The organism is Halpernia sp., from assembly GCF_048269545.1.
GTDB lineage: Bacteria > Bacteroidota > Bacteroidia > Flavobacteriales > Weeksellaceae > Halpernia.
Genome location: NZ_JBLXIJ010000001.1, coordinates 546,849 through 565,222 on the forward strand (window position 1 = coordinate 546,849; position 18,374 = coordinate 565,222).

An 18,374-nucleotide genomic window follows, 5' to 3' on the forward strand; every position below is an offset into this window, starting at 1 on the left:
TACTTAAATTTGGTCAAATTAATTTCCCATGAAATGCAAAATCTGTAAAGAGAATTCTTCTAAAATTTTTGAAAAAATTGTTTTATTAAAATATCCAAGTGCGTATTATCAATGTACAAATTGCGGGTTTGTGCAAACTGATGAGCCAATTTGGTTAGAAGAAGCCTACGGAAATGCAATCACTTCTTTGGATATTGGAATTTTAAATCGCAATGATTTTTTAAAAGATGAAATCAGCAAAATAATAGATTGTTGTTTCCCAGAAGCAAAACTTTTTTTAGATTTTGCGGGCGGTTATGGTTTGTTTGTTCGCTCAATGCGTGACAAAGGTTTTAATTTTTACAGACAAGATATTTATTGTGAAAATTTATTTGCTGTCAATTTTGATATTGAAGATATTCCACAAAGAAAATTTGATATTGTGACCGCTTTTGAAGTTTTCGAACATTTAGAAAATCCGCTTCAAGAAATTGAAAATATTTTAAAATTTTCTAATCATCTTATTTTTTCTACCGATTTAGTTCCGCAGAAAACTTCGGACATTGAAAACTGGGTTTATATTGCACAAGAAACCGGACAACACATCGCATTTTATACAGAGAAATCTTTAATAATTATTGCAGAGAAGTTCGGAAAAAATTATTATCACGCAAATAACGTTCATGTTTTTACAACCAAGACTTTTTCAAAAAGTCAAATTAATTATGCTTTCAAAAGAAAAAGAGAACATCAATTATTGTTTGGTTCCATTAAATTAAAGAATAAGAAATTCCGTATTAAACGAGAATCTTATCAAGAAAAAGACTATCATTTTATTAAAAAAAATCTTAATTCAAAATAATTATTCCCAAAAATATTTTCTATTCCTACCGCGTAATTTATTTTGTAAATTTTTAAATTGGAGTTTAATTCTTACACCCAAAAGCGTTTTCATTTTATCAATTTTTTGTTGAAGTAATTGATTTTCAAATTTTAAATAATCTTCTGCTTTGCTATTTTTATTTCCCCTATTTGAAATAAGTTCTTCATTTATAAATTTTAATCGTGCTTCAATTTTTTCGCCCATTTTTTTTGGACTTAAATTTTGTTTCACAAAATCTTGACCTTTTTTTGCAATTTTATTTGCTTCTTCAGGATTTTCTAGCACAAATTTCATTAATTCTGCTGCATGAGAAATATCTGGATATGCCCAAATACTTTTTCCACCCACGAAGGAATAATTATCTCCTGTGTCAATCATTTCATATTTTACTAAAAAACTATTATTAACAGTCATAAATTCTATATTCGCAGAATAAGCCGTTCCAATAACGGGTTTTCCTAAATACATAGATTCTGCCATTGTAAGTCCGAAACCTTCAGATCTGTGAAGTGAAACAAAACAATCACAAGAATTCATTAAACTATATAATTTATTTTGCTCTAAAATTTCTTCAATTAGAATTATACTTTTATTGTCGCCAATTCTGTCCATTAACAATTTTTTCTCTTTCGGAAATTCTTTGCTTAGTGAAGATTTAATAACCAATAAAACTTCAGAATTATTTTTGCCAAAAGATTTTTCATACGCATCAATCACGCCCAAAGGATTTTTTCTCACAATAGAACTGTAATAATCAAACATCGACAAGAAAATAAATTTGTCTTCTGGCAAATTAAAATCGCTTCTGTTGAAATTTGTTTTTTCAATTTCAATCGCGTGCATTATTTTAATAACAGGAATGGGCGAAACTTTAGAAATCGCTTCAGTACAAAAATTACTCGGCACCCAAATTTCATTAAATAAACTGAAAAATACTTTTGATTCTTCAGGAAAACTCTCTAATTCCCACGCCCAAAATGCAATGTTATATTTATTTTCAAAATAAGATTTATCGGTTTGAGATAATACAGATGGTAACTTATCGATGTTAATTTGAACTAAATTAATATTATACGGATTATCAGGAGAAACTTCCAATTTATTTTGAGCGGCGTCTGCAATATGTTTAGAAATTTCAATATTAAAATCATTAATCACAAAAGGAATAGAAGTGGTTTTTACAGCGCGAATATTTGAACGAACGCCTTCGCCGAGACCGAATTGTTTGTTTATATATCCAGAAATATTAATTCCAAATTGATCTGTATTTTGTTTCATTGTAAAATTCTATCTTTGATAAATTAATGTAAGCAAATTTAATTTTTATTCTTTAATTTTCTTTTAAAAGACTAATAATGAACAAACTTTTTTTTAAAAAATATTTTTACAAATATACCAATAAGGAGAAATATCGAAATCTAAAAGAAGAAATCCGTTTTGCCAATAGAAAAAGCAAATTAACTTCGGATTTCTACAATAAAATCTCTGAAATTCAAAAAAATATTAAGGAAGAAAAAACACTAAATTTTAAACATTCAGGACATATCGGAGATGTAATGTACGCTCTTCCTGTGATACAAGAACTGAGTAAAACGCACACTTGTAATTTAGTGATTCAGGTAAATAAACCAACAAGTTATGCGCATAAACATACATCTGGAAATGTTTATATTAATGAAAAATTATTTTCAAAATTTTTACCGCTTCTAGATAATATAAAATATCTCAATAAAGTTAAAAAATTAGAGAATCAAAAAATACATATCGATTTAGATTTGTTTCGTGAATTTCCTTTTCAACTTAATTTCATTACAGTTCGTTGGTTTTCACAATTAACTGCGGTTTTTCCAGACTTTTCAAAGCCTTGTTTGGAAGTAGAACCGCATTCTTCTATTAAAAATAAAGTGGTGATTATCCGAACATTTAGAGCGCGGAATTCTTTTGTAGATTATTCTTTTCTGAAAAATTATGATGATTTACTTTTTGTGGGACTTCCAGATGAATATGAAGACTTAAAAAAATCTGTCCCGAATTTAGAATTTTATGATGTGAAAGATTTTCTAGAATTGGCGCAAATGATTAAAGCTTCCAGATTTTATTTGGGTAATCAATCTTTTGGTTTTGCAGTTGCAGAATGTTTAAAAGTGCCTCGTTTGTTAGAAGCGTATGCAGATTTTCCTGTGGTTCATCCTATTGGAGGAAATGGTGCGGATTTTTATTTTCAGCAACATTTTGAAGAACTATTTGATACTTTTTACAAACTATAAATTAAAAATAGTTTCTACCCAATTCTCCAAAGTATATTTTTTATAGATTTCTTCAGGTAACGGCTCATAAAGTGTTTCAAAAAACATTGTGTTTAAATTGCTTAAATCTTTATTTAGAATTAAAATATTTTCTGGTTTATAAAAATCATAATTCTTAATAGATTGATTATCAGTAATTATTTTTTTTTGAAGAGCCATTGCTTCAAAAATGCGAAAACTTAAACCACTTTGGTTTTCACGAACCAAATCCAATAAAACTTTCCCTTTTTGGTAAAATTTCGGAATGTTTTTTTGATTTATTCTTCTCGTTTGGTATTTTCTCGAAATATTTTCTCCCGTAAAACTTACGAATTTTAAAAGATTTTTTTTCCAGGTTTTTTTCCCGACAATTACATATTGATAAGTGAGTCCCAGTTTCTCAAGTCGATCTGTTATTTTATATAAAACCTTTAATCGTTCGTCGTAAGATGCAAGATATACCAAATCAAATTCAGCTTTTTTTTCTAGTTTTACTTTTTCTAAATAATTGTAATTATTAATTTTTGTAAAACCATACTTTGCCACATCTTCAGAATCAAAAGAATAAACGCTGTCAAATAAATACAGGATTTTTCCCGCCGGACAACGAGCTAAACTATCGTACAAATATGCGATATACCGCTTAGTAAACTTTTTTATTTCTATATGAAATTTTTCTTCTATCAATTCCGGATTGATAATTAAAATCTGATCTTGATGTCCCAATTTTTCTAATTCTTCTAGAATGAACTGTTGCCGTTTTTCATTTTTGATATTTTTCTGTAGAAAAACTTTAGAAAAAGTATTGGTGATTTTTGCCGAGAAATTTTTGTGTTTGTATGCGCCGATATTAATGTGATGCGCTTCAATCCCTTTTTTGCGCAAGGTTGCTGCAATATGTTCATCGTAATTCCAAAAATCAAAACTTATAATACAGATTTTCATCAAGATTTTTTTTCCTTTACGCCAAGTTAAGATTTTTTTTCAACACTTTTTAGAGATTCGTAGGTTTCAAAAACGCTTAAACTTTGCAAATAAGACAATTGAAAGCCTTCTGTTCCATCTAAAATTCCTAATTTTAAAATATAAGATTTAAAAAACTTAAAAGCCGTTTTTAAATATTGAGTAAAAATGCTAAAACGTTTTCCTTTTAAAAATATTTCTTCTCCTTTTAATTTACCATAATGAAGCATTTTTGCTTCGTAGGTTTTATAACTTTCCACAGAATAATGAAGAAGTTTATTTTTTAAAAAACCGATTTCGCCTTGTACTTCTAAAGTTTCATGCACTTTTTTATCAGAGATGTAATGGCATTTACTTTTTCTAAAAAGACGAAAATTTTTGTCTTTTTGTGTTCCAGAATAATTTAGAGCTTTTCCGGCAAAAAAGAATTTCCGATAGAAATAATAAGCTTCTTTTTTATTTGACTTTTGCAGTTCTAAAAGAATTTCAGTTTCTAATTCTGGTGTAATTCTTTCGTCTCCATCCAAAAATAAAACCCAATCGTTTGTGGCATTATTTAGAGCTAAATTTCTTTGTTTGGTAAAATCTTCAAATTTATTTTGAATAACTTTTACCTTCGGAAAACTGTGAGCAATTTCTAAAGTTTTGTCTGTACTAAAAGAATCTACGATAATAATTTCATCACAAAAATGCAAACATTCCATAACTTCTCTGATGTTTTTCTCTTCGTTAAAAGTAATCATCAAACCAGAAATTTTTGGAATATCTTCGGAATATTTATTCATGAAATATTTTCTTATTTAAAAATTTAGATTTTCAGAAGAGTGTTTGTCATTCAGCAGCCATCTAAGTGACAACGAAACCAGCATTTAGATTCCCACGGAATGACAAAATGATGGTTGAATAAATTAAAAAAGACATAATTATTTGTTCATTCCGATAAAGAGAACCAAAATCTTATTTTTTAAAATTCAAAACCGTTTCCGAAATAATTCTAACACAGTCCAAAATTTGTTCTTCCGTAATTACCAAAGGTGGAGCGAAACGAATAATATTTCCGTGTGTTGGTTTTGCAAGAAGTCCGTTTTCTTTTAATGCCATACAAAGATTCCACGCCGTTTCACTTTCTGGCGAGTCATTTATTAAAATTGCATTTAACAAACCTTTTCCGCGAACTTTTGTAATTAAATCTGTTTTCTCAATCACTTTTTGAATTTCTGCACGAAATAATTTTCCTAATTCTTCCGCTCTTTCTGAAAGATTTTCTTCTTCTACAACTTCCAAAGCTGCGGTTGCAACTGCACAAGCTAAAGGATTTCCACCAAAAGTAGAACCGTGTTGTCCGGGTTTTATGACGTTCATAATTTCATCATTTGCTAAAACCGCGGAAACGGGATACATTCCACCAGAAATGGCTTTTCCTAAAATTAAAATATCGGGTTGCACATTTTCATGATGACAAGCAATTAATTTACCGGTTCTTGCGATTCCTGTTTGAACTTCATCGGCGATAAAAAGTACATTATATTTTTTACAAAGTTCAGAAGCTTGTTTTAAATAACCTTCATCTGGAACGTAAACTCCTGCTTCACCTTGAATTGGTTCAACTAAAAATCCTGCGATGTTTTCAGAATCACTTTTTAAAATTTCTTCTAAAGCCGAAATATCATTGTAAGGAATTTTCACAAAACCAGGCGTAAAAGGACCATAATTTTTACTTGCATCTGGATCATTTGAAAAAGAAACAATCGTAGTTGTTCTTCCATGGAAATTATTTTCACAAACAATTATTTTCGCAGAATTTTCTGAAATTCCTTTTACTTCGTAACTCCATTTACGCGCAATTTTCACGGCAGTTTCTACAGCTTCTGCGCCGGAATTCATTGGTAAAACTTTATCGAAACTTAAAAGATGCGTAATTTTTTTCTCGTAAGTTCCTAGTTTATTATTGTAAAAAGCACGTGAAGTTAGACTTAAAGTTTGAGCTTGATTAACTAAAGCTTCTACAATTTTCGGATGAGAATGCCCTTGGTTCACAGCAGAATAAGCTGAAAGAAAATCATAATATTTTTTTCCTTCTACATCCCAAACAAAAACACCTTTTCCTTTTTCTAAAACCACAGGAAGCGGATGATAATTGTGAGCGCCGTATTTATTTTCTAGTTCAATGTAATATCGAGAATCTTTCAGAGAGGTTTGCATAAGTTTTATATTAAAAAAGTTATCCGGAGATAACTTTAGATTTTTGTTAATTATTGTCGAAGTTTTTATCAATTACGAAATCTTCCATGAATTTTGTGGTGTAATTTCCTGCCAAATAATCTTCATTTTCCATTAATTGACGGTGAAAAGGAATTGTAGTTTTAATACCTTCCACATAAAATTCATCTAAAGCACGTCGCATTTTTGCAATGGCTTCATCTCTGGTTTGCGCCGTTGTAATTAATTTTGCAATCATAGAATCATAATTCGGCGGAATTGTATAACCAGAATAAACGTGAGTATCTACGCGAATTCCGTGTCCACCTGGAATATTTAATTCTGTTATTTTCCCGGGTGATGGGCGGAAATCATTAAATGGATCTTCGGCATTTATTCTGCATTCAATTGAATGTAGTTTTGGAAAATGATTAATTCCACTAATAGGTGAACCAGAAGCTAAAAGAATTTGCTCACGAATCAAATCATAATCAATTACTTGTTCGGTAATTGGATGTTCTACTTGGATTCTGGTGTTCATTTCCATAAAATAAAAATCTCTGTTTTTATCTACCAAAAATTCTATTGTTCCAACGCCTTCGTAAGCAATATATTCTGCAGCTTTCACTGCGGCATCACCCATTCTTTTACGAAGTTCATCTGTCATAAATGGAGATGGAGTTTCTTCCGTTAATTTTTGATTTCTTCTTTGGATAGAGCAATCTCTTTCTGAAAGGTGACAAGCTTTTCCGTATTGGTCTCCTGCAATTTGAATTTCAATATGTCGTGGTTCTTCAATTAATTTTTCCATATACATTCCACCATTTCCAAAAGCAGCAACCGCTTCTTGAATAGCAGAATCCCACATTTCTTTCAAATCTTCTGCTTTCCAAACCGCGCGCATTCCTTTTCCACCACCACCTGCGGTAGCTTTTATCATTACCGGATAACCTGTTTTTTCTGCAATTTTTACTGCGTCTTCATAAGAATCTATTAAGCCATCTGAACCTGGAACACAAGGAATCCCAGCTTCTTTCATGGTTTTCTTTGCAGTGGCTTTATCGCCCATTTTTTCGATTTGCTCCGGAGTGGCGCCAATGAATTTTATTCCATTTTTTTCACAAATTCTAGAAAAATTAGCATTTTCTGAAAGAAATCCATATCCTGGGTGAATTGCATCTGCATTTGTAATTTCAGCTGCAGAGATTATATTTGGAATTTTTAAATAAGAATCTTTACTTGCAGGTGGTCCTATGCAAACGGCTTCATCTGCAAACCTTACGTGCAAACTATCTTTATCTGCCGTAGAATATACAGCAACCGTTTTGATGCCCATTTCCTTACAAGAACGAAGAATTCGCATTGCGATTTCTCCACGATTAGCTATTAATATTTTTTTAAACATCTTAGAAATTTTAAATTTTAAATTTGAATTTTAAATTATTTTAGATGGATTTCATCTAAAATTTATAATTTTTAATTTAAAATTACTTTAAGAAGGATCTACCAAAAACAAAGGTTGATCGTATTCTACAGGAGACGAATCATCAACTAAAATTTTAACGATTTTTCCGCTTACTTCTGCTTCAATCTGGTTGAAAAGTTTCATGGCTTCAATTACGCAAACTACTTTGTCGGAGGTAACAGAATCACCCACATTAACGAACACATCTTTATCTGGAGAAGGTTTTCTATAGAAAGTTCCTATCATAGGAGATTTTATTGTGATGTATTTGCTTTCATCCGCAGAAGAAGCATTATTAGTAGAAGGATTTTCAGCTTTTGGTGCGTCTGCATTTGTTTGTGGTGCAAGAGCTTGCTGAAACATTTGTGGTTGTGCCACATAATTTACTGCATCGCTACCCGCCAAAGGAGTTTTGATGTTAATTTCAAAATCTTTTGTTTTGTATTTTACTTCAGAAACACCTGCTTTTGCTACAAATCTAATAAGATTCTGTATGTCTTTTAAGTCCATAAAATGAATATTTTTTATATGCCAAAGATAATAAAAAACAACAAAAAACCACTCAAATTTTTAATATTTGAGTGGTTTTGTATGTTTTTAGCGTAAAAAATGAAGTTTAGTTTTCTTCAGTAGAAGCTACTTCTTTCTCCATTACAATTTTTCCTCTGTAGTATAATCTCCCTTCATGCCAATGCGCTCTATGATAAAGATGCATTTCACCAGAAGTAGCATCTTTCGCTATTTGAGGAACAATCGCTTTATAGTGTGTTCTTCTTTTATCTCTTCTTGTACTGGATTGTCTTCTTTTAGGATGTGCCATTTTGTAAATTTTAAATTTTAAATTTTAGTTTAAAATTATATTGTTTATTTTTATTTTTTTAAATTTTTCAACGCGTTCCAACGTGGGTCTATATCTTCCTCTTTTTCCGTTTCTGTTTCTTCATTTGGACTGAATTTTTCTAAAAGTGCTATATCTTCTTTTGAAAGTTTTGGTGACACTTTTTTCATCGGCACAGTTAAAACAACATCTTCGTAAAGGAGTTGTGCAATATTAAAAGCGTTATCTTTATGAGGAATAACAATTACATCTACGTCACTGTCATCATAAATTTCGCCAAATTTTACCAAAACTTTTATTTGATTTTCAATAGGATAATCAAATTCCGAAGTGGTAATATCACAAACTAACTGTATTGTTCCGGCAACATTAATCTCAATTTCCAAAAAAGTAGAATGTTTATTTAATAGAACATCTGCGGTTATTTTTGGATTTGAAAACTCTTGCTCAGTCTCAAATAAATTAAAGAACGCTTGATTTACTTCAAATCTAAAGTTATGCTTTCCGTCTTTTAAACCGGAAAATGCGATATCATAGTTTCTAAATTTGTCCATAAAATCGGTTTGCAAAAATAAATTAATTTTTTAATATAACAAAATGTTTTTACTTTTAAAATTTTAAAATTTTGTTTTAAAGTTTTATCGCTCTTCTCGATATCTGTTTTCGGGACTTTGTTTTTTTACAACCAATCTATTTTCGCGCAATTCACGGTACTCTGTTCGGTTATTAAAAATTTTAATTCCTGTGAAAATAGCTTCAGAAAAAGATTTTTCATCTGCGGTATTTTCTCCTGCAATATCATAAGCAACGCCGTGATCTGGTGAAGTTCTTATAAAAGGTAATCCCGCTGTGAAATTGACGCCATCTTCGTAAGCAATTGTTTTAAATGGTGTCAAACCTTGATCGTGATACATTGCTAAAACGGCATCGAATTTTTTATAATTTCCTGGTTGGAAAAAACTATCTGCAGGATATGGACCAAAAGTTAAAATTCCATTTTCAAATAATTCTTGAATTGCGGGAGTAATAATTTCTATTTCTTCTTTGCCAATTGCGCCGCCGTCTCCTGCGTGTGGATTTAGACCTAGAACTGCAATTTTTGGTCTTTCAATACAGAAATCTTCAATTAAAGTTTGGTTTATTATTTTAATTTGTTTTTTAATTGTTTCTTTTGAAATATTCTGCGCTACTTCTGAAACAGGAATATGATGTGTAGAAACGGCAACTTTTAAATCTTCTGTCACCAAAAACATCACTCCCTTTTTATCCATTTTTTCTTCCAAATATCCAGTGTGTCCTGCGTGTTTGAAACCTTGTTTCAACATTTCATCTTTGTTTATGGGCGCTGTAACTAAAATATCAATATCATTATTTAAAAGTGCTTCTGTAGCTGCTTCCAAAGAATCAATCGCCATTTTTGTGGATTCTTCTGTGGGTGTTCCAAAATTGATAGTTACATTTTCTTTCCACAGATTTACCATATTTATTTTCCCATTTACCGCATCTTTTACATCATCAATGTAATTAAAATTAAGTTGCATTTTGAAAACATTTTTCTGATAGGTAAATAATTTCCCGGATGCAAAAATAATAGGTGTAAAAAAATCGGTAATACTTTTATCTTTCAAAGATTTCATTATGATTTCTGGACCAATGCCGTTGAAATCTCCAACTGAAATTCCTACTCTTATTTTATGATGTTTAGAACTCATTTCTTTATCTTTGAAGTTGTAATTAAAGTTTACAAATTTAACAAAATTAATTTAGCAAACAGTTTTGCATTGTTTGTTCTGAAAAAAAGTTCGCCAACTTTTTAGCCCTGATTGAAGTGGAAATCCTTTTTTTGTTTGGGAAATTGCGAAGGGAAAAAAAGATTGCAACGAAAAGCAGGTAGAATGTTCGGAAAATGATATAACATAATGCTCCTAAAAAAATAAAAAATGTTCACAGGAATTATTGAAGGAACTGGAAAAGTTCAAAACGTAGAAAATAACGGAAAAAATATAGATTTCACTTTGGAATGTGATTTTACAAACGAGTTGAAAATTGACCAAAGTTTAGCGCATAATGGTTGTTGTTTAACGGTTGTAGAAATAAATCATCCACGTTACAAAGTAACAGCAATAGATGAAACACTTCAAAAAACAAGTTTAAAACATTGGAAAATTGGTTCCGAAGTAAATTTGGAACGATGTTTGAAATTTGAGGGAAGATTAGACGGACATTTGGTGCAAGGACATGTAGATGAAACTGCAATCGTAACGGGAATTGAAAATCGAGATGGAAGTTATTTTATTACTTTTAAAATGAAAGAAAGTTCGCCATTTATTATGGTTCCGCAAGGTTCAATTACTGTAAATGGAATTAGCTTAACTGTTGCAGAAAGTACAAACACAGGATTTTCCGTCGCAATTATTCCTTACACTTGGAACTTCACAAATATGAAAAATTTGAAAGTTGGAGATGAGGTAAATTTAGAATTTGATATTATAGGAAAATATATTACTAAACTAATGAATAGACAAAATGCCGCTTACAAAATATAGAGGATATAGCCTGAGAAAAAGGATTTTTTGGGGTTTTTTGACGATTTGTCTATTAAGTGTCATGGGAACTGGTGCTTTATCTTATTTCATCCTGCAAACAAATTCTGCAGAACAAAGCAGAACGCAACTGCAAAATAAATCTGAAGCTTTAATGGCTTATTTGGATTATGCTGTAAGTCATAATCAAGTGCAAACTAAAGATCTAAAAAAAGTTTTAGGAAATAAAATTTTTGAAATTGCAGACATTAATAAACATGATGTAATTATCTACGATTTAGAAGGCAATTATTTACTTTCAAACAGAGATGAAAGTTTAGTAAAACCAAAAAAAATCCCTCTTTCTATATTAAATAAAGTATTAAAGAAAGATAGTAGAGTGGATTTTGAAAGCTTTGATAAAAGCAGTAATTCTACTGTTACGTCTTCTTATATTATTTTGAAAAATAATATGTTGGAACCAATTGCGATTGTTTATTTGCCTTTCTATCACAATGATAGTAGTTATTTTAGTATTTTTAATAAGTATTTGAAATTATTTATAATTTTAAATATTTTCATTATTTCATTTAGTATTTGGTTGAGTTGGATTATTTCTAAAAATTTAACTAAAACCATCACGAAATTTTCAGAGATGATAACTAAAATTACACTCTTTGAAAAAGATTTAAAACCCATTAAATATTTTCAAAATGATGAATTGAGCTCTTTGGTAAAATCCTACAATAAAATGATTTTACAAATACAAGAACAAAAACAACATTTAAGTTTTGTAGAAAAAGAAACAGCTTGGACCTCTATGGCAAAACAAGTAGCGCATGAAGTGAAAAATCCACTCACGCCAATGAAATTAACTATTCAGAATTTTGAAAGAAAATTTGATTGCAACGATCCTAAAATCAATGAAAAAGTAAAAAAATTAAGCCATTCTCTCGTTCATCAAATAGATTTGGTTGCAGCTGTTGCAACTGCTTTTTCTCAATTTGCACAACTTCCAGAGAAAAATAATGAAATTTTTGATCTTTATAAACAAGTAAAAGAAATCCTTTATATTTTCAGTGATGAAAATGTTCATTTGCACACAAGTCAAAAATATATTGAGATAAATATGGATAAAATTTATTTGTCAAGAATTATTATCAATTTAGTAACAAATGCAATTCAGGCACAAGATGAACATCGGAAATCTATTATTAATGTAGATTTAGAAGTGATAAATAAAAGAATAAATATTTCTGTAGAAGATAACGGCATTGGGATTCCCGAAGAAATGCAAGAGAAAATTTTTGAACCCAATTTCACCTCTAAAAATAGTGGAATGGGACTTGGTTTAACCATGGTTAGGAAAATGGTTTTGGATTATGATGGTGAAATTACCTTGCATTCTGAAGTTGGAAAAGGCAGTCGATTTACGATTTCCTTTCCAGTAAATATTTAATTTTTAAAAGTTGAAACCATTTCAATTTAAAAACTTCTCTATTCTTCAAGAGGAAAATGTTTTTCGTGTTGGGACAGATGCGGTTTTGCTTGGTGCACTTTCTTCTGTAAAAAATGCTCAGAATGTTTTAGAAGTAGGAAGCGGTTCCGGAATTATTTCTTTAATGATTGCGCAAAGAAATAAAAATGCAACTATTTTAGCAATTGATATTAATAAGAAAGCAACACAATTATCAGCTTTAAATTTTAAAAATTCTCTTTATTTTAATCGGCTTTCTGCTAAAAATATAGATTTTAATAATTTTTCTTCTACACCTAAATTTGATTTAATCATTTGCAATCCACCTTATTTTGATGTTACACCGCAATCTAATAAAGATGAAATCGCACGTCAAAAAATTCATTTAAATTTCTCAGATTTAATAATTAATGCAGCTCTACAATTAAATAATAATGGTATTTTTTCCGTTATAATTCCAGCAGAAAGTGAAGTAGATTTTGAAGAATTGGCTTTGCGAAGTTCTCTCTATCTTTCAAAGAAAATCATCATTCTTGGAAGAGAAAACTTAAAACCCAAAAGACTTATTTTAGAATTTAAAAAAGAGAAAAGTTCACCCGAAATATCAGAATTTATAATAGAAAAAAGTCCGAGAAAATTCTCAGACCAATATTTAGAAATCACGAAGGATTTTCATATTTTTAAATAATTTTATTCAAATAATTCTGCGGTATCCATTATAGAAACTTTTCCATCTTCACATTTTATAGCTTCTCCTGGGAAATTCTGAATCATATGATAATCGTGCGTCGCCATTACAACTGCACAATTATTTTCTTGCGCCACACGTTTTAAAAGTGTCATAATATCATTAGAAGTTTCTGGATCAAGATTTCCTGTGGGTTCATCTGCTAAAATTAATTCTGGGTGATTTAAAAGAGCTCTTGCAATGGCAATCCTTTGTTGTTCTCCACCAGAAAGTTGATGTGGCATTTTGTGTTTTTTGGTTTTCATTCCTACACTAGAAAGAACTTCGTTTATACGATCGTCCATTTTAATTTTTTCCGTCCAACCGGTCGCTTCTAAAACAAATTTTAAATTTTTCTCCACATTTCTATCCATCAGTAATTGGAAATCTTGAAAAACGATTCCTAATTTTCTACGAAGATTCGGTACATCTCCAGCTCGAAGAGTTTCTAACTTAAAACCAGCCACATTTCCGGAGCCAATTTTCAACGGAAGATGACCATAAAGAACCTTTAACAAAGAACTTTTACCAGAACCAGTTTTGCCAATTAAATAGCAAAAACGACCTCTTTGAATATGAAGATTAACGTCATTTAAAACCGTAAAATTTTTCTGAACAATTTTTGCATTGTTTAGATAGATGATATTCTCTCCATTTTCATTTCTATGTGGCATATTCTTTTAGTTTTGGTTCATTGTTGGATTGCAGGTCAAAAATAATTAAAAAACTCTCGCAAATCCTAAATTTTAGCAAATTTTAACAACAAAAAATGCTTGAATTTTTTTATTCAAGCATTTTATAAATATTTTTAAAAAACGAATTATCTTTTTGCACGCACACCAGAAACAGTAAGGCTTTTTCTGCCTTTTGCTCTTCTTGCAGCTAAAACTCTTCTACCGTTCGGCGTTGACATTCTTTCACGGAAACCGTGTTTGTTTCTTTTTTTTCTTTCAGATGGTTGGAAGGTTCTTTTGCTCATGACTTGATATATTTAGCCTTTATTATTCTTAAAATTCAGATTGCAAAGATATAAATTATTTTAAAATCTACAAACCTAATTTCTCTTTTTTTAAATATTTTATAGAATTTATTTTTGCTTTTTAAATCACTGTTAATGAATAAATTGCGATTTATATTAATAGTTTTAAAAGCTAATCTTCTTATAAAAACCTATATTTGTCATCTTAAAAATACTTAATTAATGTTTACTTCTCAAGAAATTTCAGATATAAAAAACTTACTATCACCAAATAAAAATATAGTTATTATTACGCATCATAATCCCGATGGAGACGCTATTGGTTCATCTTTAGGTTTAAAAAATTTTTTAAAAAATAAAGGAATTGAAGCGACAGTTTTGGTTCCAAATGATTTCCCAAAATTTTTAAAATGGATGCCAAATTCTAAAGAAATAATTATTTCAGAATATAAAAGAAAAAAAGCTGGAGAAGCTATTTATAAAGCAGACGTCATTTTTTGTTTAGATTTTAATGCGGCTTCCAGAATTGGAATCTTAGGAGATTGGTTTACGAAATCATGGGCAAAAAAAATCTTAATTGATCATCATCAACAACCAGAAAATTTTGATTTTGTTTATTCAGATACTTCTGTTCCTGCAACTTGTCAAATGATTTATCATTTTATAGAAGCTTTAGACGAAGTTAATTTAATTGGTAAAGGTGTTGCAGAATGTCTTTATACAGGAATTATGACCGATACAGGTGGGTTTAGATTTCGTTCTACAAGTGCAGAAACGCACAGAATTACCGGGAATTTAATTGAAAAAGGAGCAGATCCTGCAATGATTTCTTCCAACACTTGGGACACAAATACCATTTCTCGTTTGCATTTATTGGCTTTGGTTTTGGGTAGAATAGAAACAGTGCAAGATGGTGAAGTTGCGATTTTGTGGTTAAAAAGAGAAGAACTGCAAAATCTTGGATTTCAAAAAGGCGATACAGAAGGTTTTGTAAATTACGGTTTGAGCATAAAAGGAACCAAAGTTTCTGCATTTTTTATGGAAGATTTATATGAAGATTTTATAAAAATTTCTTTCCGAAGCAAAGATGCAACAGACGTGAATCAATTTTCACGGAAATATTTCAATGGCGGCGGTCATATCAACGCGGCGGGTGGAAGATGTGATAAAACATTGGAGCAAACCATTTTAGAATTCAAGGAAATTATTGCAATCGAAAAATTGTAATTCAAACTTTAAAAAAAGGATAATTTCATTCTATTGATTTTAAAAAACTTTTATGACTTTTGAGTAAAATGTTGTTTAAAAAACCAGATATTTCGGTAAATCGTGAAGTAATTCTGTGTTGATTATTGCAGCGCAAATTTCAGGTTTTTCCAGTTGTCCCATGTGTCCGCAATCTAAAACATAAGATTTTATATTCGTTTTCTCGGGGATATTTTTTAAAGTTTTTTCTGTATTAACTGCTGAATCGTGTTTTCCTGTGAGAACTAAAATTTTTCCATCAAGATTTTTTAAAAGTTCTAATTTATCCGTTCTTGCAATCATTCCTTTTACAGCAGCTAAAACACCAGAATTGTCCGTTGATAAAGCAGTTTCTTTTGCGAAATTTATTTTACCTTCTAAAATATCTTTCTCATTTGGATTAAATAAATTCGGAATTCCCGCATTCACATAATGTTTAAATGCATCTTTTATAATTCTTAAACTTTTGCTTCTTTGGTCTTTTTTCTCTTCATCATCTGCAAGAAAAGTGGAAAAAAATAAGGTCAGACTTTTCAGTTTTTCAGGAAATAATTCCGCAAATGCCAAAGAAACGTAACCGCCCATAGAATGACCCAAGAGATGAATCTTTTCTAAATTTAATTCTGAAATGACTTTTTCTACTTCAATCGCCATCATTTCCATTGAATGGATTTCACCGTAATTGTCAGATTTTCCGTGGCCCGGTAAATCAATTTTTATGATTTTAAATTTTGTAGAAAGATGAGGTTCTAAGAATTTCCAGATATCTGAATTTTCCATAAAACCATGAAGTAAAACTAAATTTTCTTTTCCCTTTCCGGATAATTCGTAGTGTAACATCGTATTTCTTTTTAAAAATTAAATTTAAAAATTAAGAATGACTTAGGGAATTATTTCTGGCGTTTTATGTGAAGTTTAAAAAAGGTAAATTGCATTTATATTTAAATCAAAAAAATAATATGAAAAATTTATTTGTTATTTCATTTTTGCCGCTTTTGATAAATTGCACACCAATAATTAAATCTGCAGAAACTACTTCTACCACTTCTACCGAAATTTTAAAGCAGAAATTAAAAGAAAATCCCTTTTTGGTGGATGTAAGAACGCCGCAAGAATTTGCAGAAGGCAGCGCGAAAGGCGCCGTAAATATTCCTTTAGAGGAAATCCCGAAACGCATTTCAGAATTTGAAGGCAAGAAAAATATTATTACTTTTTGTGTAACCGGAAAAAGAAGTACAAAAGCCATTTCCATTTTAAATGAAAACGGAATTAAAGATGTTACTAACGGAATTGGTTTAGAAAATGTGAAAAAACTTCAGGATAAAAAGTTTAAATTTTGATTAATTAATGATAGTTAGAATATGATTGGATTACGAGTATTATGCTATATATTCAAAATCATTAAATATATCAGAATAAAATCATTAAATAATTTATTAAACTTGTGTAAAATAGAGATTTTTATTTATATTTGTAATTAAGAAAACAAAGTGCCTTCTAATACATTAAAAATTTATTATTATGAAAAAATTAATTTTACTAGCAATTCTTTTTGTTGGTTTTGCTAATGCTAAATCAGTTGAGATTAAGAACACCAAAAAATCTTAGTTACAAAATTATTAAAAGAAAAAAACACAACAACTCAATCGAAGGTAATTCAAGAATTAACCACATATCGTTATTTCTCTACTTGTGGAGTTAATGTAGTTACATATCAGGCAGGAGATTGGGGACAACAAAATCAGATTGAATGGTGTAAGGCAATTGAAGCAAATTACTGTTCTGCGGGAGCTCCTTATTCAAATACGTCGGGAATTTACTAACATAAAGATTTTTACTTTAAAAGAGATCTTAATTTTTAAGCCATCTAAGAATTCATTTTCTTCTATAAAATCAAATTTGAATAATTAGATGGTTTCTTTAAAAAATACTTTATGAATTCCACAAAGAGAAATATTCTAACATTAGTATTCTTATTTTTTTTCACTGTAATTTATTCTCAAAAAAAAGACTCACTACGTGGAAATTTCACATATTTACTAAAATCTAAATCAAATAATTTATATCCAACTAATATTTATAAAGAACTTTTTTCGCTTCAAATTAGCGATAGCCGTTCATTTTTCATTAGCGAAAATACGCTGAAATTTGACTCAATTTTTCTATCTGAAACAAAATCAATTTCAAATGGTAATTCTAAAGTTATTGACTTTAGGGGAAAGTCACTACCTAAATTAAATTCCAATTTTGTAATCATTCAATCAAATGACAATGTACAGTTTTACGGAATGGTTGGAATGTCGTTGCTGTCATATATTGAACCTAAAATCCAGGATTGGAAATTAGTTAATGAAACAAAAACTATTAATTCATTGATTTGTAAAAAAGCAGAATTAAGTTTTAAAGGAAGGTATTGGATTGCTTGGTATTCGACTGAAATACCATTTCCATATGGACCATATAAATTTGGAGGATTACCAGGTTTGATCGTAAAAATAACTGACAAACAAGAAGATTACGATTTTGAATTAGTAAAATCCATACCAAGTTCTGTTCTTAAAGGAAAAACAATAGAAATAGATAAGAGTCGTTATGAAAATTCAAAAGTAGTTACAAAAAATGAATTGTTTAAAGCGAAAGAAGATTTTAGAGAAAATTTGTCACATTCATTTGAAAATATGGGGGTAGTTCTTACTTCGGAACAAAGGGAAAATTTACGGCAAAAAGAAAAAACAAACGAATTAGAAAAAAAGGGATATAATCCTATTGAATTAGAAGATTAAAACATAATACAACATCAGCGTAATAATTT

20 protein-coding genes are annotated in these 18,374 nt (G+C 29.8%); 8 read left to right on the top strand and 12 right to left on the bottom strand.

What is annotated here, in order from left to right; genetic code table 11:
- Nucleotides 1-28 precede the first annotated feature (28 nt).
- Nucleotides 29-841 (top strand): class I SAM-dependent methyltransferase, encoded by an 813-nt coding sequence (locus tag ACN0WB_RS02470; protein ID WP_417428479.1) that lies wholly within the window; start codon nucleotides 29-31, stop codon nucleotides 839-841.
- Here ACN0WB_RS02470 and ACN0WB_RS02475 read toward each other — a convergent pair whose 3' ends face one another.
- Nucleotides 842-2,140, bottom strand: coding sequence for a glycosyltransferase family 4 protein (locus ACN0WB_RS02475; protein ID WP_417428481.1), 1,299 nt, complete (start codon nucleotides 2,138-2,140; stop codon nucleotides 842-844).
- Nucleotides 2,141-2,217: 77 nt separating this feature from the next.
- Here ACN0WB_RS02475 and ACN0WB_RS02480 point away from each other — a divergent pair, with 77 nt between their 5' ends.
- The gene (locus ACN0WB_RS02480; protein ID WP_417428483.1) at nucleotides 2,218-3,129 is read left to right on the top strand and encodes a hypothetical protein; all 912 of its coding nucleotides are present in this window, start codon (nucleotides 2,218-2,220) and stop codon (nucleotides 3,127-3,129) included.
- Here ACN0WB_RS02480 and ACN0WB_RS02485 read toward each other — a convergent pair.
- The 8 genes from ACN0WB_RS02485 to pdxA form a co-directional block, all read right to left on the bottom strand.
- Complete coding sequence (locus ACN0WB_RS02485; RefSeq protein ID WP_417428485.1) at nucleotides 3,124-4,092, bottom strand: hypothetical protein; 969 nt, start codon at nucleotides 4,090-4,092, stop codon at nucleotides 3,124-3,126. The two genes, ACN0WB_RS02480 and ACN0WB_RS02485, sit on opposite strands and share 6 nt — an antisense overlap.
- A 26-nt stretch (nucleotides 4,093-4,118) precedes the next feature.
- The gene (locus tag ACN0WB_RS02490) at nucleotides 4,119-4,895 is read right to left on the bottom strand and encodes a glycosyltransferase family 2 protein (RefSeq protein WP_417428487.1); all 777 of its coding nucleotides are present in this window, start codon (nucleotides 4,893-4,895) and stop codon (nucleotides 4,119-4,121) included.
- Between the two features lie 172 nt (nucleotides 4,896-5,067).
- Nucleotides 5,068-6,312 (bottom strand): ornithine--oxo-acid transaminase, encoded by a 1,245-nt coding sequence (gene rocD, locus ACN0WB_RS02495; RefSeq protein ID WP_417428489.1) that lies wholly within the window; start codon nucleotides 6,310-6,312, stop codon nucleotides 5,068-5,070.
- A 46-nt stretch (nucleotides 6,313-6,358) separates the two neighbouring features.
- The gene (accC, locus tag ACN0WB_RS02500) at nucleotides 6,359-7,714 is read right to left on the bottom strand and encodes an acetyl-CoA carboxylase biotin carboxylase subunit (protein WP_417428491.1); all 1,356 of its coding nucleotides are present in this window, start codon (nucleotides 7,712-7,714) and stop codon (nucleotides 6,359-6,361) included.
- Nucleotides 7,715-7,801: 87 nt separating this feature from the next.
- Nucleotides 7,802-8,284, bottom strand: a complete 483-nt coding sequence (gene accB, locus ACN0WB_RS02505; RefSeq protein WP_417428493.1) for an acetyl-CoA carboxylase biotin carboxyl carrier protein — start codon at nucleotides 8,282-8,284, stop codon at nucleotides 7,802-7,804.
- Between the two features lie 106 nt (nucleotides 8,285-8,390).
- Nucleotides 8,391-8,594 carry a 50S ribosomal protein L32 gene (gene rpmF, locus ACN0WB_RS02510; protein WP_417428495.1) on the bottom strand — a complete coding sequence of 68 codons (204 nt, stop codon included), beginning with the start codon at nucleotides 8,592-8,594 and terminating at the stop codon, nucleotides 8,391-8,393.
- Between the two features lie 50 nt (nucleotides 8,595-8,644).
- Complete coding sequence (locus ACN0WB_RS02515) at nucleotides 8,645-9,166, bottom strand: YceD family protein (protein WP_417428497.1); 522 nt, start codon at nucleotides 9,164-9,166, stop codon at nucleotides 8,645-8,647.
- Between the two features lie 84 nt (nucleotides 9,167-9,250).
- A complete protein-coding gene (gene pdxA / locus ACN0WB_RS02520) occupies nucleotides 9,251-10,324 on the bottom strand; it encodes a 4-hydroxythreonine-4-phosphate dehydrogenase PdxA (RefSeq protein WP_417428499.1) in 1,074 nt (357 codons plus the stop codon).
- Nucleotides 10,325-10,552: 228 nt separating this feature from the next.
- Here pdxA and ACN0WB_RS02525 point away from each other — a divergent pair, with 228 nt between their 5' ends.
- The 3 genes from ACN0WB_RS02525 to ACN0WB_RS02535 are packed head-to-tail and all read left to right on the top strand — an operon-like array spanning nucleotide 10,553 to nucleotide 13,299.
- Entirely contained in the window at nucleotides 10,553-11,158 is a 606-nt protein-coding gene (locus tag ACN0WB_RS02525; RefSeq protein WP_417428501.1) for a riboflavin synthase, read from the top strand.
- A complete protein-coding gene (locus ACN0WB_RS02530; protein WP_417428503.1) occupies nucleotides 11,139-12,593 on the top strand; it encodes an ATP-binding protein in 1,455 nt (484 codons plus the stop codon). Before ACN0WB_RS02525 ends, ACN0WB_RS02530 begins: the two co-directional genes overlap by 20 nt.
- Before the next feature lie 10 nt (nucleotides 12,594-12,603).
- Nucleotides 12,604-13,299 carry a tRNA1(Val) (adenine(37)-N6)-methyltransferase gene (locus ACN0WB_RS02535; protein ID WP_417428505.1) on the top strand — a complete coding sequence of 232 codons (696 nt, stop codon included), beginning with the start codon at nucleotides 12,604-12,606 and terminating at the stop codon, nucleotides 13,297-13,299.
- Nucleotides 13,300-13,301: 2 nt separating this feature from the next.
- Here ACN0WB_RS02535 and ACN0WB_RS02540 read toward each other — a convergent pair whose 3' ends face one another.
- A complete protein-coding gene (locus ACN0WB_RS02540) occupies nucleotides 13,302-14,012 on the bottom strand; it encodes a cell division ATP-binding protein FtsE (RefSeq protein WP_417428507.1) in 711 nt (236 codons plus the stop codon).
- 146 nt (nucleotides 14,013-14,158) lie between these two features.
- Nucleotides 14,159-14,317 carry a 50S ribosomal protein L34 gene (rpmH, locus tag ACN0WB_RS02545; RefSeq protein WP_417428509.1) on the bottom strand — a complete coding sequence of 53 codons (159 nt, stop codon included), beginning with the start codon at nucleotides 14,315-14,317 and terminating at the stop codon, nucleotides 14,159-14,161.
- Between the two features lie 222 nt (nucleotides 14,318-14,539).
- Here rpmH and ACN0WB_RS02550 point away from each other — a divergent pair, with 222 nt between their 5' ends.
- Complete coding sequence (locus ACN0WB_RS02550) at nucleotides 14,540-15,544, top strand: DHH family phosphoesterase (RefSeq protein WP_417428511.1); 1,005 nt, start codon at nucleotides 14,540-14,542, stop codon at nucleotides 15,542-15,544.
- A 75-nt stretch (nucleotides 15,545-15,619) separates the two neighbouring features.
- On the opposite strand, the gene ACN0WB_RS02555 is transcribed toward ACN0WB_RS02550, so the two are convergent.
- Entirely contained in the window at nucleotides 15,620-16,402 is a 783-nt protein-coding gene (locus ACN0WB_RS02555; protein WP_417428513.1) for an alpha/beta fold hydrolase, read from the bottom strand.
- A gap of 119 nt (nucleotides 16,403-16,521) precedes the next feature.
- On the opposite strand from ACN0WB_RS02555, the gene ACN0WB_RS02560 reads away from it, so the two are divergent.
- Nucleotides 16,522-16,902, top strand: a complete 381-nt coding sequence (locus ACN0WB_RS02560; protein WP_417428515.1) for a rhodanese-like domain-containing protein — start codon at nucleotides 16,522-16,524, stop codon at nucleotides 16,900-16,902.
- 594 nt (nucleotides 16,903-17,496) lie between these two features.
- Complete coding sequence (locus tag ACN0WB_RS02565; protein WP_417428517.1) at nucleotides 17,497-18,345, top strand: GLPGLI family protein; 849 nt, start codon at nucleotides 17,497-17,499, stop codon at nucleotides 18,343-18,345.
- Nucleotides 18,346-18,374: the final 29 nt, after the last annotated feature.

Excerpts from the sequence above, each read along its gene's own strand:
- ACN0WB_RS02470 (WP_417428479.1), top strand. The coding sequence starts at position 29 with ATGAAATGCAAAATCTGTAAAGAGAATTCTTCTAAAATTTTTGAAAAA.
- ACN0WB_RS02475 (WP_417428481.1), bottom strand. The coding sequence starts at position 2,140 with ATGAAACAAAATACAGATCAATTTGGAATTAATATTTCTGGATATATA.
- ACN0WB_RS02480 (WP_417428483.1), top strand. The coding sequence starts at position 2,218 with ATGAACAAACTTTTTTTTAAAAAATATTTTTACAAATATACCAATAAG.
- ACN0WB_RS02485 (WP_417428485.1), bottom strand. The coding sequence starts at position 4,092 with ATGAAAATCTGTATTATAAGTTTTGATTTTTGGAATTACGATGAACAT.
- ACN0WB_RS02490 (WP_417428487.1), bottom strand. The coding sequence starts at position 4,895 with ATGAATAAATATTCCGAAGATATTCCAAAAATTTCTGGTTTGATGATT.
- rocD (WP_417428489.1), bottom strand. The coding sequence starts at position 6,312 with ATGCAAACCTCTCTGAAAGATTCTCGATATTACATTGAACTAGAAAAT.
- accC (WP_417428491.1), bottom strand. The coding sequence starts at position 7,714 with ATGTTTAAAAAAATATTAATAGCTAATCGTGGAGAAATCGCAATGCGA.
- accB (WP_417428493.1), bottom strand. The coding sequence starts at position 8,284 with ATGGACTTAAAAGACATACAGAATCTTATTAGATTTGTAGCAAAAGCA.
- rpmF (WP_417428495.1), bottom strand. The coding sequence starts at position 8,594 with ATGGCACATCCTAAAAGAAGACAATCCAGTACAAGAAGAGATAAAAGA.
- ACN0WB_RS02515 (WP_417428497.1), bottom strand. The coding sequence starts at position 9,166 with ATGGACAAATTTAGAAACTATGATATCGCATTTTCCGGTTTAAAAGAC.
- pdxA (WP_417428499.1), bottom strand. The coding sequence starts at position 10,324 with ATGAGTTCTAAACATCATAAAATAAGAGTAGGAATTTCAGTTGGAGAT.
- ACN0WB_RS02525 (WP_417428501.1), top strand. The coding sequence starts at position 10,553 with ATGTTCACAGGAATTATTGAAGGAACTGGAAAAGTTCAAAACGTAGAA.
- ACN0WB_RS02530 (WP_417428503.1), top strand. The coding sequence starts at position 11,139 with ATGCCGCTTACAAAATATAGAGGATATAGCCTGAGAAAAAGGATTTTT.
- ACN0WB_RS02540 (WP_417428507.1), bottom strand. The coding sequence starts at position 14,012 with ATGCCACATAGAAATGAAAATGGAGAGAATATCATCTATCTAAACAAT.
- rpmH (WP_417428509.1), bottom strand. The coding sequence starts at position 14,317 with ATGAGCAAAAGAACCTTCCAACCATCTGAAAGAAAAAAAAGAAACAAA.
- ACN0WB_RS02550 (WP_417428511.1), top strand. The coding sequence starts at position 14,540 with ATGTTTACTTCTCAAGAAATTTCAGATATAAAAAACTTACTATCACCA.
- ACN0WB_RS02555 (WP_417428513.1), bottom strand. The coding sequence starts at position 16,402 with ATGTTACACTACGAATTATCCGGAAAGGGAAAAGAAAATTTAGTTTTA.
- ACN0WB_RS02560 (WP_417428515.1), top strand. The coding sequence starts at position 16,522 with ATGAAAAATTTATTTGTTATTTCATTTTTGCCGCTTTTGATAAATTGC.
- ACN0WB_RS02565 (WP_417428517.1), top strand. The coding sequence starts at position 17,497 with ATGAATTCCACAAAGAGAAATATTCTAACATTAGTATTCTTATTTTTT.